Source organism: Catellatospora sichuanensis (assembly GCF_007483665.1).
In the GTDB taxonomy this organism is placed as follows: domain Bacteria; phylum Actinomycetota; class Actinomycetes; order Mycobacteriales; family Micromonosporaceae; genus Catellatospora; species Catellatospora sichuanensis.
In genome coordinates this window covers 34,417-48,407 of sequence record NZ_VIQO01000023.1, presented here as the reverse complement: position 1 = coordinate 48,407, position 13,991 = coordinate 34,417, and the positions used below count along the sequence as shown (strand labels likewise).

Annotated in this window: 11 protein-coding genes; 6 read left to right on the top strand and 5 right to left on the bottom strand. The window is 69.1% G+C overall.

Annotated features, from left to right (window positions below; genetic code table 11):
• Positions 1 to 40 precede the first annotated feature (40 nt).
• From FLL47_RS28420 to FLL47_RS28405, 4 genes are all read right to left on the bottom strand, one after another.
• Positions 41 to 1,642 (bottom strand): glycoside hydrolase family 43 protein, encoded by a 1,602-nt coding sequence (locus FLL47_RS28420; protein WP_144124134.1) that lies wholly within the window; start codon positions 1,640 to 1,642, stop codon positions 41 to 43.
• Between the two features lie 61 nt (positions 1,643 to 1,703).
• A complete protein-coding gene (locus FLL47_RS28415; RefSeq protein WP_246158768.1) occupies positions 1,704 to 2,528 on the bottom strand; it encodes a carbohydrate ABC transporter permease in 825 nt (274 codons plus the stop codon).
• 119 nt (positions 2,529 to 2,647) lie between these two features.
• Positions 2,648 to 3,508: an ABC transporter permease gene (locus FLL47_RS28410; protein WP_246158766.1), complete on the bottom strand. Its 861-nt coding sequence runs from the start codon at positions 3,506 to 3,508 to the stop codon at positions 2,648 to 2,650.
• A 152-nt stretch (positions 3,509 to 3,660) separates the two neighbouring features.
• Positions 3,661 to 5,355, bottom strand: coding sequence for a type 2 periplasmic-binding domain-containing protein (locus tag FLL47_RS28405; protein WP_144124130.1), 1,695 nt, complete (start codon positions 5,353 to 5,355; stop codon positions 3,661 to 3,663).
• Between the two features lie 479 nt (positions 5,356 to 5,834).
• On the opposite strand from FLL47_RS28405, the gene FLL47_RS28400 reads away from it, so the two are divergent.
• The 5 genes from FLL47_RS28400 (at position 5,835) to FLL47_RS28380 (ending at position 10,616) form a co-directional block, all read left to right on the top strand.
• On the top strand, positions 5,835 to 7,970 hold the full coding sequence (locus tag FLL47_RS28400) for a cellulase family glycosylhydrolase (RefSeq protein WP_144124128.1): 2,136 nt from the start codon (positions 5,835 to 5,837) through the stop codon (positions 7,968 to 7,970).
• Between the two features lie 14 nt (positions 7,971 to 7,984).
• Positions 7,985 to 8,134 (top strand): hypothetical protein, encoded by a 150-nt coding sequence (locus tag FLL47_RS28395; protein WP_222106241.1) that lies wholly within the window; start codon positions 7,985 to 7,987, stop codon positions 8,132 to 8,134.
• A gap of 237 nt (positions 8,135 to 8,371) precedes the next feature.
• On the top strand, positions 8,372 to 8,932 hold the full coding sequence (locus FLL47_RS28390) for a M15 family metallopeptidase (protein ID WP_144124126.1): 561 nt from the start codon (positions 8,372 to 8,374) through the stop codon (positions 8,930 to 8,932).
• Positions 8,933 to 9,065: 133 nt separating this feature from the next.
• Complete coding sequence (locus FLL47_RS28385; protein WP_144124124.1) at positions 9,066 to 9,530, top strand: hypothetical protein; 465 nt, start codon at positions 9,066 to 9,068, stop codon at positions 9,528 to 9,530.
• Positions 9,531 to 9,662: 132 nt separating this feature from the next.
• Positions 9,663 to 10,616 (top strand): sensor histidine kinase, encoded by a 954-nt coding sequence (locus FLL47_RS28380; protein ID WP_144124122.1) that lies wholly within the window; start codon positions 9,663 to 9,665, stop codon positions 10,614 to 10,616.
• 19 nt (positions 10,617 to 10,635) lie between these two features.
• Here FLL47_RS28380 and FLL47_RS28375 read toward each other — a convergent pair whose 3' ends face one another.
• Positions 10,636 to 11,673 carry a LacI family DNA-binding transcriptional regulator gene (locus FLL47_RS28375; protein ID WP_144124120.1) on the bottom strand — a complete coding sequence of 346 codons (1,038 nt, stop codon included), beginning with the start codon at positions 11,671 to 11,673 and terminating at the stop codon, positions 10,636 to 10,638.
• A 267-nt stretch (positions 11,674 to 11,940) separates the two neighbouring features.
• Here FLL47_RS28375 and FLL47_RS28370 point away from each other — a divergent pair, with 267 nt between their 5' ends.
• Positions 11,941 to 13,866 (top strand): discoidin domain-containing protein, encoded by a 1,926-nt coding sequence (locus tag FLL47_RS28370; RefSeq protein ID WP_144124118.1) that lies wholly within the window; start codon positions 11,941 to 11,943, stop codon positions 13,864 to 13,866.
• The last annotated feature ends 125 nt before the right edge of the window (positions 13,867 to 13,991 follow it).

The window sequence follows — 13,991 nt, the reverse complement described above, 5'->3', positions numbered from 1 at the left end:
CTGCCTCGCCGGCCGTCATCCGGTCGCGGACCGGACCCGTTCACGGCGCAAGGATAGCTTCTCCAGGTGTGTCCGACCGTGGACCTGCTTCGTCGTCCACGGGCTCGTAATCGAACCAGTCGAAACGGACCGTGCCGGCGGCGGCGTACATGCCGATGACCCGGCCGGTGAAGCCGCCGGCGACCTCGGTCGACAGGTGACGTCCGTCGAGCTCGGCCAGTACGCCGAAGGTGCCGTCCAGGGCCTCCACGCCGAGTCGGAGCACATCGGGCCCCTTGCGCGGATGCCAGTCTGCTGGTGGTGAGGTGAGCACGTCTATCCGGAGCCGGACCGGCCCGTCCGGCGCTGCCTCGGTGGCAACCGTCGAACGCAGGGAGGAGGTCCGCGCGATGACTCGCACCTGCCCCTCGCCCACCTCGATCTCATAGTGATGCGCCTCGTCGACCCGTACGCCGAGACCGCCGCTTCCCTGCCCGGCGTCGACGAGCGCCCGTGCCCTGCAGGACAGGTGCTGCTGGCGACGGCCGACGAAAGTCACGTCAGGCTCGTCGAGCGACCCGCCGGCGGCGTGCAGCACGAGCCATCCGGGCTGGTCGGTGAGCGACCAGCGTTCGGCGGGCCGGGCCCGCACCGAGACCCACCGCGGGTGCAGTGAACGGGAGTCGAAGTCGTCGCGTGTGGGGGTCGCCGCCACCGGTCGCGGTGCCCACGGGGGTGCCGTCATGGCCGGTGCGACGTCGCCGACGACCGGCCAGCCGTCGACCCATGTCACGGGCGCGAGAAAGGTCTCCCGCCCGAGTACGTGCCAACCGGGGGTGCCACCGCGCGGCCGGACGCCCAGCAGCACCAGCCACCAGGAGTCGTCCGGGGCTTGGACGAGGTCGGCGTGACCGGTGTTCTGGATCGGCCGGTTGGTGCCGCGGTGGGTCAGGATCGGGTTGGCCGGGCACGGCTCGAACGGTCCGTCGGGCGCCGGTCCGCGGGCGATCGAGACGGCGTGTCCCCGCTCCGTGCCGCCCTCGGCGATCAGCAGGTACCAGCGGTCGCCGACCAGGTACAGGTGCGGCGCCTCGGGGGCCTGTGCGCCTGGTGCGCCCGACCACAGGCTGCGCGGCGGGCCGAACGTCCGGCCGGTGCCGGGGTCGATGCGGATCTGCTCGATGCCGGCATACGTGCACCAGCAACGGCCCTGCTCGTCCCAGGCGAGATCGGGGTCGATGCCCGCGACGCCGGGCACGGCGATGGGTTCGGACCAGGGGCCCGCGGGGTCCGTGGTGGTGAACACCATGGTGCCGCCGCCGGGAGCGACGTTCGTGGTGATCAGCCAGAAGCGGCCGTCGTGGTGGCGCAGCGTGGGCGCGTACACGCCGCCGGACGACGGCGTTTCGGCGGGCAGTGCCAGTTGGCTCGGCCGGTCCAGCGCATTGCCGATCTGCTCCCAGTGCACCAGGTCCCGGCTGTGGAACACGGGTACGCCAGGGAAGTACTCGAAGCTCGAACAGGCCAGGTAGTAGTCGTCGCCGACCCGGCAGATGCTCGGGTCCGGGTGCATGCCGGCGAGCACCGGGTTGGTGAACGCGCCGTTGCTCCAATGGTGTGTCCCGGAAGGGGCTGTGGCTGGTGCGGTTCGGACCAGGCTCATTCGGTCTTCTTTCTCCGTGCGGTGAGAACGTGTGCCGCACCGCCCAGCGTGACGATGCGGCTCATCCCTTGATCGCGCCGATCAGCATGCCTTTGGTGAAGTGCTTCTGGACGAAGGGATAGGCGACGAGGATGGGAATCAAGGTCAGGGTGACCACGGCCATCTGCAGGGACAGCGGCGCGAGGGCCTGATGTCCGAGGTGTTGTCCGCTCACGGCCCCCGTGCCGGGCATGAAGTTGCCCTGCAGCGTGTACGTGTAGATGATCATCTGAAGTGGCCACTTGCCGTTGTCCGGCAGGTAGAGCAGCGCGTTGAAGAAGGAGTTCCAGTAGCCGACGGCGTAGAAAAGGGTGATCACCGCGACCACCGCTCGTGAGGTCGGCAGCACCACCGACCACAGGATGCGCCAGTCTCCCGCGCCGTCCACACGGGCCGCGTCGATGAGGTCCTGGGCGGTGTGGGTGAAGAACCCCCGCATGACGATGATGTTGAACACGGATACGGCACTGGGCAGGATCAGCGACCAGTAGCGGTCGTAGCCGCCGAGCGATGAGACGACCATGAACGTGGGGATGATCCCGCCGCTGAAGAACATCGTCACGACGAGCGCCATGAGGATCGCGCGATGGCCGAAGGAACGTGGACGCGACAGGCCATAGGCGCACAGGACGGTCGTCACCATGGAGAAGACCGTGCCGACGACCGTGATCGTCAAGCTGACCAGGAGCGAGTGAACGATCAACGAGTTGCTGAAGATCGCCCGGTATGACTCGAGGGTCAGGTGGTGCGGTACGAGCACCATGCCGCCGGCCAGGTTTATCGACTCCTGATCGGACAAGCTGGTGAGGACCACCGCATAAAGCGGGACCAGGACGACGGCCAGCACGACGAACAGGATCGTGCCTTTGGCGGCCTGGCCGCCTGGGGTGGGCCGTTCCTCCCAGGGCGGTCGGCGGGTGTCGCGGCGCGGTGACCGGACGCCGGTTGCCGGGGTTGTCGTCATAGTCATCTGCGGTAGAGCCCGTCCTCGCCGAACGCGTGTGCCAGCCTGTTCGCCGCAAGGATCAGCACCAGGGACAGCAGTCCCTTGAACAGGCCGGCCGCCGCGCCGTAGCTGAAGTTGTTGTTGACGACGCCGTAGTAGTACGCGAACGTGTCGATGACCTCGGCGGCGTCCCGGCCGACCGCGTCACGCTGGATCAGCATCTGCTCGAACCCGACCGTCAGCGCGTTACCCAACCGCAGCACCAGCATGAGCACGATCACGGCCCGCATGCCGGGCAGGGTGACGTGCCACAGGCGCCGCCAGCGGCCTGCGCCGTCGACGGCGGCGGACTCGTACAGCTGCTGGTCGATCGCGGCGAGGGCGGCCAGGAACACGATGATGCCCCAGCCCGCCTCCTTCCACACCGCCTGTGCGGTGAGCAGGTACGTGAACGTGCCGGGATCGGTCATGATGTCCCACGGCTCGAAGCCGTGCCGGCGCAGCAGCGAGTTCAGTGCGCCGGCGCCGCCGAGCATCTGCTGGAAGATCGTGATGACGAGCACCCAGGAGAAGAAGTGCGGCAGGTACACGACGGACTGGACGAACGAACGGACCTTGCCGCTGATGATCGAGTTGAGTAGCAGCGCGAGGGCTATCGGGACGGGAAAGTACAGGAGCAGCTGGACTGCGCTGATCACCAGGGTGTTCTCGAAAGCCTGCCAGAACAGCGCATCGCCCAGCAGCTGCTGGAAGGTCGCCATTCCGACCCAGTCGCTCTCCCAGAAGCCCGTGTAGACGCTGTATTGCTGGAACGCCATGACGGAGCCGACCATCGGGACGTAGGCGAACAGTGCGAGCAGCACGAGCACCGGGGCCGTCATCACCAGCAGCGTGCGATCACGCCGTATCTGCATCCGCCACGTCATCGTGGGCACGCCGGGACGCCGAGGCAGCGTGCCGGCGCTTTCGGGGTGGCGCGGCCGGATCTGCCCGGGAGCGGCCGAACCGCCCCGGACCCCCGATGGTGCGCCGCTCACTGGCCGGTGCCGTGCTTGTCGCGGATGCCCTCATAGAACTTGCGCAGTTCGTCTCCGCCCTGCTTGCGCCACGCATCGACCGCGGCCCGGTAATCGTCGATCGATTTGCGGCCGTTGCGGACGTCCTTGATCGTGTCCTCGACCTGCTGGCCGATGGCGGCGTACTGCGGCGGCTCGGTGATGTTCATCGCGAAGAACATCGGCCGGACCGCGTACTTCACCGCATCGGCCTGCCATGCCGCGTAGTCCTTGGCCACCTGGCTGAACCCGTTCTTGACCAGCGTCGCCTGTGGGCCGCTGACCAGGAACTGGAAGCTGGTCGCCACGTCCTTCTGACCCTGCTGTGTGAGGATCGCGTTGCCTTCGTCGATCGTGTAGTCCACCCCGGCGGCACCGAAGTTGACGAGCAGGTACTCCTTGGAGCCGTACGGCGCGGCGAGGAAGTTCGCGATCGCCAGGCACTCCTGGACCTTCGCGTCGGACAGGTCCCGGTTCAGGTAGCTGAACCAGCTGGCTCCGGGGCCGAGCTGGATGACCGGGGTGCTGCCGGCGGCGTCGAAGACGTTGAAGGCCTGCCGGCTGTAGTTCGGGTTGGCGGCCGTGCCGCCCTTCGCGTCCTCGCCGTCCATCGCACCGGTGCCTCCCGCGCTGATGGCCACCTTGCCGCTCCAGAAGCGCTGTTGCCCGTTGGCGGTGTTGCCGGCCAGGGCATCAGGGTGCACGTAGCCCGCCTTGGCCAGCCGGGCCGCGAAGTTGATGGCTTCGATCATGCCCGGGGTCTCGTACTGATGGACCAGTTTGCCGCCGGGGTCAGGGTTCCAGGTGCTGACCACCTGGAACGGGAACAGCAGGAAGGGCCACAGGTCGTCGAACGCCCACCGGCCGGCGTTCGGGTCGGTGAGCTGCTTGCCTGCGGCGAACAGGTCTTCGGCGGACTTCACCGCCGGCGAGATCCCGGCTGCCTCGAACAGGTCCTTGCGGTAGAACAGGTAGCCCGGGAAGTTGTTGGGTGACGAGAACGACGGGATGCCGTACAGCCTGCCGTTCCAGACGCCTGCCTGCCACGCGGCCGACGGGATGTTGGCCAGGTTCGGGTACTTGGCGACGTTGTCGCCGGCCAGGTGCGGCGTCAGGTCGACGAACCGGTCCACGGCGGCGCCCAGGTTCAGTTTCTGGTTGGCCCAGGAGGGGATCTGGGTCCAGTCGGGCAGTCTGCCGGAGGCGAACAGCGCCGGCAGGTTGTCGACGTAGGTGTTGCCATCGGCGGGCTGCATTCGCAGCGTGGAGCCGAGTGCCGCGTTGACCGCGTCGTAGTAGGTGTTCCCGCTCGACGGAGGGACGGCCCCCCACAGCGGCGTTCGGGTGACGAAGGTGCCACCGGATCCCGGCACACCGGCCACCGTCTGGACGGGGTTGGCGGGATAGCTCAGGAACGCCGGATCGGAGGCGGCCCCGTTCGCGCCGGTCACGCTGGGGATGTCAGGCGTCACCGAGGTGCTCGGGACATATCGGGGCAGTGCTCGCTTCATCGCGTCCGCGCCGGTCGTGCCGGGTGCGTTGGTCTTGGTGTCGGATCCGCATCCGGCCAGGGCGCCGGACGTGACCATCGCACCGGCGAGCCCGGCGGCGCCCGTGAGCACGCCGCGGCGGGAGATCAGCCTCGATGTCGGCTGGTCGGCGTCCGCTGTCATGTATGAACCACCTTCGAGGTATCGGTGCTGTGCGGGTCACCTGCTGATCGCGGAGGGCACCCTCATCCACATCCGACTCGACGATCACGTCCATGTGCACCGAGTCATGGCGAGAGTGTAGAAACTTTCTGGACATGGGAGAGAAACTTTCTGGCCGGAAGCGTAGTGAAGGTGGGCTATCCCGTCAATGTGTTGTGGCATCGGCGGGACCTGATCGCCCTTGGCGGTAGGCGTGTTCTGGCATCCATTGACGAACATCCAGGAAAGGCGTAGCGTCCGCCGCGAAACTTTCGCGGATCCAGTCGCGACTGTTGTCGCGCTGCGGGAGCCAAGCAGTGTCGCGGAAGCATCGGGCAGCATCCGCAGAGCACCGAGCCGTGCCGGCGCGCGGTGTGCGCCGACCGTCACCTGCGTAGCCACGAGATGACCGCGCGCCGACCGCGCACCCCAACGAATCCGACGACGAAAGGAACGTCCCCATGAGGCTGCAAGAAATACGAAGAAGCCGACTTCGGGCCGCCGTGGTAGCCGGCAGCGTGGCCGCGCTGCTCGCAGCGGGCATGACCGCAGCGGTCAGCGCTCAGGCCGCCGCGGGATGCCGGGTGGCCTACGCCGTGTCGGCCCAATGGCCGGGCGGATTCACCGCCAACGTGAACATCACCAACCTCGGCGACGCCGTCAACGGCTGGAATCTGACCTGGACATTCCCGTCCGGCCAGCACGTCACCCAGGCCTGGAACGCCACCACCACGTCAGCCGGCAGCCAGGTCACCGCGGCGAACATGAGCTACAACGCGGCGATCGCCACCAACTCGACGGTCTCCTTCGGCTTCAACGGCTCATGGTCGGCCGGCAACACGGCACCCACCTCGTTCACCCTCAACGGCGTCACCTGCACCGGCAACGTCGGCGGGACGCCCTCGCCCTCCACCAGCCCGTCGGCCGGCGCCTCCGCCTCCGCGTCGCCCTCGGCGTCGCCGTCGGCGTCGCCGTCGCCGTCGCCGTCGACATCACCCCAGCCAGGCAACCCCATGGCGACCGTGGCGGCCATGCAGCCGGGATGGAACCTCGGCAACACCCTCGACGCCATCCCGGACGAGACCGCCTGGGGCAACCCCCTGACCACCCAGGCCCTGCTCCACCACGTACGCACACAGGGCTACAACAGCATCCGCATTCCCGTGACCTGGAGCAACCATCACGGCGCGGCGCCGACCTACACCATCGACACCGCCTGGCTGAACCGCGTCCGCCAGGTCGTCGACTGGTCCCTGGCCGAAGGCTTCTACGTGATGATCAACCTGCATCACGACTCCTGGCAGTGGATCAACACGTACCCCGGCGATCAAGCGAACGTACGCGCCAGGTACAGCGCGCTGTGGACCCAGCTCGCCGCCGCGTTCCGCAACCACTCCTCCCGCCTGGTTTTCGAGAGCATCAACGAACCTCAGTTCACCGGCACCTCGGGCGATGAGCAGAACTACGCGGTGCTGCACGAACTCAACGCCGACTTCGTCCGGATCGTGCGCCAGTCGGGCGGCGGCAACGCCACCCGGCTGCTGGTACTGCCCACGCTCTTCACGAACGCCGACCAGGGGCGGCTGGACGCCCTGACCGCCACCTTCAACGAGCTGAACGACCGCAACCTCGCCGCAACGGTCCACTTCTACGGTTGGTGGCCGTTCAGCGTCAACATCGCGGGCGGGACTCGCTACGACACGAACGTGGAACAGGACCTCACCGGCACCTTCGACCGTGTGCACAGCACCTTCGTGAGCCGCGGCATCCCGGTGATCATCGGAGAGTGGGCCCTGCTCAACTGGGACCACAACCGGCCCGGAGTCATCGAACGCGGCGAGTTCCTGAAGTTCCTGGAAGCCGTGGGCTACCACGCCCGAACCCGGAACCTCACCACCATGGTGTGGGACGCCGGCCAGTTCCTCAACCGCAACGACCTGAGCTGGCGCGACCCCGGCGTGTTCGCGATGATGAAGTCCAGCTGGACGACGCGCTCCGGCACCGCCTCGTCGGACCAGGTGTATGTGCCCCGCACCGGCCAGGTCACGGGCAAATCCCTCACGCTCAACCTCAACGGCACGTCGTTCCAAGGACTGTGGCAGGGCAGCACGGCTCTGGCCGGCGGCAGCGACTACACCGTGTCCGGCAATACGCTCACCCTCACCGCCGCAGCCGTGACGCGGCTGGTCGGCAACCGGGCCTATGGCGTGAACGCCGGCATCGAGGCCCGGTTCTCCCAAGGCCGACCCTGGCCGATCAGCATCATCACCTACGACCCGCCCACCCAGGCAAACGCCACCGGCACGACGAGTTCCCTGGTCATCCCCACCCAGTTCCGTGGCGACCAACTCGCCACCATGGAGGCCAAGTACGCCGACGGCACGAACGCCGGGCCTGCCGAGTGGACGTCGTTCAAGGAGTTCTGGCAGCACTTCCAGCCCGACTACAGCGCGAACACGATCACTCTGAAGCCGGAGTTCTTCAACGAGGTCGACGACGGCGCCCCGGTCACACTCACCTTCCACTTCTGGAGCGGCACGCAGATCACGTACCGCATCACCAGGTCCGGCACCTCGGTCACCGGCAGCAGCCTCTGACGGGAACGGTTGCCGTGGCCGCCGAGGACGGCCGCGGCAACCAGCACTACTTCGGGCCCGTGACCTACTCCGCCGAGTCCGGGACCCCTTCCGGCGACGGCCTGGAACTGCTCGCCACCTGGGCTGCGACGAAGGAGCACTCCGCGTCCGACGTCGCAGGCTGACGCGTTTTGGCTGCACGTGGGCGTACGCGATCTCAAGCTACGCCCACGTGCGGGGCGAATTGATTGGGCGTTATGCACGATTAATGGCTTAACAGTAGCTTGTTGGCGATCTATGGATGCATGGCTGATGTTAAGGGCATGTGTAGCGATCGGCTCACTTTCCGGTAACACGCTGCGTGTTGGAGTGGGTGCTCCCGGGTCACCGCAACCGATGGCGGTGCCAGGAGAGGAGTTCCGATGACATGCCCACCCCCGCGGCCGAAGCTGCCCTGGCGGACCGGTGTCGGCGTCGCCGCCACGGTGCTGATGGCGTTGCCGGCGTATACGGACTTCGCGCAGACCGGCTCGTCGCCCGCCGGTGCGCTCACCGCGGACGACGGCTACCTGAGCAAGCCGGTGTCGCCGTTCGACACCGAGCGTCCGGCGATAGCCAACCTCGACCCCGCGTTGCGGGCCGCGATCCAGCAGGCCGCGACGGACGCCCGCCGCGACGGCGTCACGATAATGATCAACTCGGGCTGGCGCAGCCACGGCTATCAGCAGCAACTGCTCGACGACGCCGTCGCCTCGTACGGCCCGGACGAGGCGGGCAGGCGCGTCAACAGCCCCGACCGGTCCACCCACGTGACCGGCAAGGCCATCGACGCGGGACCACCCGAGGCCGATCGGTGGCTCCAGCGCAACGGTGCCGCGTACGGACTCTGCCAGGTCTACGCGAACGAAATCTGGCACTACGAACTGACGACCCGGCCCGGCCGTCCCTGCCCACCCCAGCTGCCTGACGCCTCCGCGGACTGACGGATCCGCCTCGGCTTCGTTGCCGGCGGTGTCTACCGCGGCGGGCAGCTGACGACGGCCCGGGTTCGCCGGTGGCCGACCGTGCCGGGTCGTCGGGACGGCGGAAAGAGTGTCGATGATCGATACTGACCGTATGGACGGCAGGCGCGGTGGGCGGTGGGCGATTCTCGTGGCGGTCGCCGTGCTGGGGGTGCCGCTACTGCTGTGCGTCGGTGCCGCGCGACTGGGCCTCGGGCCGTTCGCCGACGACTTCGGCGTGGTCGTCACGCAGCACGAGCCCCAGGAGGTGCAGGTGTCGACCGCCGACCCTGCGCATCTGAACGTCGGCGTGGCCTGGAGCGAGGACGGCTACTGCTCGGGTCAGTTCAGTTTGTCGGTGACCGAGACCCCGACCGAGATCCGCCTGAGCACCGTGACCAGCCGCGCACACCCGGGTGGCACCTGCGCCGGGCTCGGTACGGAGCGTGGCATGGCGTGGTCTTCGGTACAGCTGGGCGGCCCACTCGCCGATCGCGCGGTCGTTCGTGACACCGACGGTGCGCGCCTGCCCGTGTACGACGAATTCCGGCAGCCGGTGATCCCTTCGTCAACGGCCTGACCGTCGTCCGGGGACCGTTCCGTGGACCCCGTGCTAGCTTTTGGCCATGCGCAGGTCCGGGTTCGTCGATGCGGTCGACGGCTTCGGTCGCAACGGCCACCTCCGCCGGGTGTTCGAGTCGGTGGTGGTGTCGTGAGATCAGGTGCACCGGCCGGGCACGACGGCATCTTCCACGAGACCGCTTTCTACGGCTCGGACGACGAGTTCCTGGCGGTCGTGTTGCCGTTCCTGCGGGACGGGGTCGCGGCCGGTGAGCCGACCGTGTCCCTGTTCGGCGAGCACAACCAGCGGCTGGTGCGCTCGGCGCTGGGGCCGAACAGCGGCGTGACCCTTATCGACGGTGGCCGGCACTACCTGCGTCCGGCGGTGGCGATCAAACGGCACCGCGAGATGCTGGCCGGGTACGTGGCCGGCGGGGCGGCGCAGATCCGCATCGCCGGTGACGTGCCGCATCCCGGTGTCGGGGTGCCGTGGGAGTGGTGGGCACGTTACGAGGCGGCCGTCAACGAGGTCTACGACGATTTCCCGATGTACGGTCTGTGCCCGTACGACACCCGCACCGCCCCGCCGGAGGTGCTCGATCATGCGCGGCGTACGCACACCCATGTGGTGACCGCCGATGGGCGCCGCGAGCGCAGCATTGCGTACCAGGACCCCCGTGAATTCCTCGCCACCTCGGTGGCTCCGTGGGCGGATCCGATCGAGGCCGGTACACCGGCTGTCGAGCTGGTCGACGTGATGCCGATGCGGGCGAGGGACGCGGTCGCGGCGTTGCAGGTGATCGCCGGGTTGCCCGAGGACGACCTGGACGGGCTGCTCGTGAGCACCAGCGAGGCCGTCACCAACGGGCTGCTGCACGGCAGGGCTCCAGTGCGGCTGAGGGTGTGGGCGGTGCCGGGGCGGATGGTCGTCACTGTCACCGACCAGGGGACGGGCCCGTCCGATCCGGTCGCCGGTTTGATGCCCGGTGCGGGGCCGGGGGGCCTCGGTCTGTGGCTGGCACATCAGCTGTGCGGGTATGTGTCGCTGCAACGCGGGCCCGGCGGTTTCACCATCCGCTTGATCGCGGGGGAGTCCGTCGACTGATCGGGCCGCGCCCGATGGGTCAGTGCGTGCCGGGTGGGACGGGTCCGGTGGAGTCGCGGATGACGAGTTCGGGGGCGAGTTCGACGTGCAGCGCCTCGAGCTGGTGGCGTTCGAGGAGGCGGGCCAGCAGGCTGACCGCCATCCGGCCCATCTCTTCCAGGGGCTGGCGGACCGTGGTCAGCCGTGGCGTGGTCGCCTGGGCGAGGTCGATGTCGTCGAAGCCGGTGACGGACAGGTCCGCGGGCACGCGTAGGCCGCGTTCGGCGGCGGCGGCGAGTGCGCCGACGGCCGCTTTGTCGTTGAATCCGACCAGGGCTGTGGGACGCCGTGGCAGGTCGAGCAGTTCCCCGGCGGCCCGGTAGCCGAATTCGGTGGTGGGTTCGGCTGAGCGGACCAGGGTGGGGTCGGCCAGGATGCCGACGTCGGCGAGTGCTGAGGCGTGTCCGGCCAGTCGGGCGCTGCCGGCGACCCAATTGTGCGGGCCGGCCAGGACGCCGATGTGGCGGTGGCCGAGCTGGGCGAGGTGAGCGGTCATGGCCCGGGCGCCGGTGAAGTGCGCCGCCGACACGGCCGGGATGTCGCGCGGGGTGGGGGTGCGTGGGTCGGCGACCACGAACGGGAAGCCGCTGTCGCGCAGGGCTTCGAGCTGCGCGCTGGGTTCGGGCGGCAGGATGAGGATGGCTCCGCCGATGCCGGGCTGGTCGGGCAGTGTGGGCAGGACGTGCTCGTCCTGGGCGAGCTGCCCGGCGTCGAGGATGAGGTGCCTGCCGTGCACCAGCAGCGTTTCGGCGATCGAGGAGACGATCAGGCCGAAGTAGTCGGTGAGCTGGTAGGGGCAGCGTACGTAGACGGCGCTGCGGTGGCGGGTGCCGGGGCGCGCAGGTGCGGTCCGCGGGGCGGGTGCCTGCGTGCCGAGCCGGTCGACGGCCTGCTGCACGAGGTCGCGGGTGCGTGGTGCGACGTGCGGGTATCCGTTGAGGACCCGGGACACGGTGGCGATGGACAGGCCGGTCTCGGCGGCGATGTCGCGCACCGTGGCCCTGGCGCGGCTAGCCATCTGTTTCACCCGCCTGTTTCATGGGAGCAGCATAGAGGACCATGCGGCGCCACGGCCGTTTCAACTCTTGTTACAGGCCAACTTTTTGGATAAAGCCTGCTAGTTGGGCCAATCCTAAATGGTCATGGTGACACATATTGACAGCTTCGAGTGCCGGGTGATTGTCTGCCGGGCATAGATGTTTCACTCTTGTTTCATACGTTACAAGATGGAGCGTCCGCGGCTCCGAACCACCGGGATCGGCGGATGCGGGATCCGAGGTGAGTGATGAGAAGACCCCTGGTCGGCATGACGATTGTGGCGCTGACCGTTGCCCTGACGGCGGGCGGCGCGGCGACGGCCGCACCGGCGAACGGCCACCCACCCGTGCGGGCGCGGGTGTTCGTGACCACCGTCGACCGGGCCGAGCTGCTGCAGGAGCGCGATCCGGTGCTGTTCGCACCGGGCCGGTCGGCGCACCCGACGATCGTGGTGGACCCGCGGCAGACCTACCAGAGCATGGACGGCTTCGGCGCCTCGCTGACCGATGCGTCGGCGAGCCTGCTGTACGGCCTCGATCCGGCCGTACGCGCGCGGGTCATGCGGCAGCTGTTCGATCCCACGATCGGCATCGGCGTCGGCTTCCTGCGCCAGCCGATCGGGTCCTCGGACTTCACCGCTGCCGCGGCCCACTACACCTATGACGACATGCCCCCCGGCCGGACCGACTTCGCACTGCGCCACTTCAGCGTCGCGCGCGACGAGGCCGCCGTCCTGCCGCTGCTGCGCGAAGCGCGCAGGCTCAACCCGCAACTGAAGATCATGGCGACGCCGTGGAGCCCGCCCGCGTGGATGAAGACCACCGACTCGCTGGTCGGCGGCAGGCTCAAGGACGACCCCGCGGTGTACGACGCGTACGCCCGCTACCTGGTCAAGTTCGTGCGCGCCTACGCCGCCGCCGGCGTGCCGGTCGACTACCTGTCGCTGCAGAACGAGCCGCAGAACCGGGCGCCGTCCGGCTACCCCGGCACCGACCTGCCGGTGCGCCCGCAACTGAAGGTGATCGCCGCGCTCGGGCCGCTGCTGCGCGCCGCCAGCCCGCGTACGAAGATCCTCGCGTTCGACCACAACTGGGCCACCCACCCCAACGACGTCGCGTCCACCCCGCCGGGCGAGGACCCGGAGACCGACTATCCGTACGACGTCCTGGCCGACCCCGCCGCCAAGTGGGTCGCCGGAACCGCCTACCACTGCTACTACGGCGATCCGGCCGCGCAGACCGCGCTGCACGACGCGTACCCCGACAAGGGCATCTGGCTGACCGAGTGCTCCGGCTCGCACGGCCCCGACGACCCGCCGGCGAAGTTCTTCCGCGACACCCTGGTCTGGCACGCCCGCACGCTGACCATCGGCGCGACCCGCAACCACGCCAAGTCCGTCGTCAACTGGAACCTCGCCCTCGACCCGTCCGGCGGGCCGCACCTCGGCGGCTGTGACACCTGCACCGGCCTGGTCACCGTGGCACCCGACGGCACCGTCACCACCAACGCCGAGTACTACACGATCGGCCACCTGTCGAAGTTCGTCCGGCCGGGCGCGGTCCGCATCGCCAGCACCTCGTTCGGCACCACCGGCTGGAACGGGCAGATCACCGACGTCGCGTTCCGCAACCCGGACGGCTCGACCGCGCTGGTCGTGCACAACGAGAACGACGACCCGCGCACCTTCGCCGTCGCCGTCGACGCGCAGCTGTTCGAGTACACGCTGCCCGGCGGTGCGCTGGCCAGCTTCACCTGGCCGCCGTCGCCGTCGCTGCGCGACCCGCTGCACCGGGTGCCGCTGCCCGGGGCCACCGCGGCCGCCCAGCCGGCGGGGGAGAACCCGGCCGCCGCCGTCGACGCAGACGCGTCCACCCGCTGGAGCAGCGGGACCGGCCAGGCTCCCGGGCAGTACCTGCAGATCGATCTCGGCACGCAGGCCGTGTTCCGGCGCGTGGCGATCGACAGCGGCGGCAACCTCGGCGACTACGCGCGCGGCTGGCGGCTGTCGGCCAGCGCCGACGGCGTCACCTGGCGCGAGGTCGCCGCAGGTGCCGGCGTCGGCCAGCTCACCCTCGTCGACGTGCCACCGACCCGGGCGCGGCACCTGCGGATCGAGGCCACTGCGACCGCCGGCAACTGGTGGAGCGTCGCCGACGTGCGGCTCTACCGCTGACCTTCCCCCCGGTGGTGGGGGGGGGGGGGGGGGGGCGCCCCCCCCCCCCCCCCCCCGCCCCCCCCCCCCGCCCCCCCCCCCCCCCCGCGCCCGCGGTGGGCCTCTCCCGCTCCCCGCCCCCCGGG

What these genes read in the sequence shown, in the direction of transcription:
- FLL47_RS28385 (WP_144124124.1), top strand. Translation starts at nt 9,066, where the DNA reads ATGGACGGCAGGCGCGGTGGGCGGTGGGCGATTCTCGTGGCGGTCGCC.
- FLL47_RS28375 (WP_144124120.1), bottom strand. Translation starts at nt 11,673, where the DNA reads ATGGCTAGCCGCGCCAGGGCCACGGTGCGCGACATCGCCGCCGAGACC.
- FLL47_RS28370 (WP_144124118.1), top strand. Translation starts at nt 11,941, where the DNA reads ATGAGAAGACCCCTGGTCGGCATGACGATTGTGGCGCTGACCGTTGCC.
- FLL47_RS28390 (WP_144124126.1), top strand. Translation starts at nt 8,372, where the DNA reads ATGACATGCCCACCCCCGCGGCCGAAGCTGCCCTGGCGGACCGGTGTC.
- FLL47_RS28405 (WP_144124130.1), bottom strand. Translation starts at nt 5,355, where the DNA reads ATGACAGCGGACGCCGACCAGCCGACATCGAGGCTGATCTCCCGCCGC.
- FLL47_RS28420 (WP_144124134.1), bottom strand. Translation starts at nt 1,642, where the DNA reads ATGAGCCTGGTCCGAACCGCACCAGCCACAGCCCCTTCCGGGACACAC.
- FLL47_RS28410 (WP_246158766.1), bottom strand. Translation starts at nt 3,508, where the DNA reads ATGACGGCCCCGGTGCTCGTGCTGCTCGCACTGTTCGCCTACGTCCCG.
- FLL47_RS28400 (WP_144124128.1), top strand. Translation starts at nt 5,835, where the DNA reads ATGAGGCTGCAAGAAATACGAAGAAGCCGACTTCGGGCCGCCGTGGTA.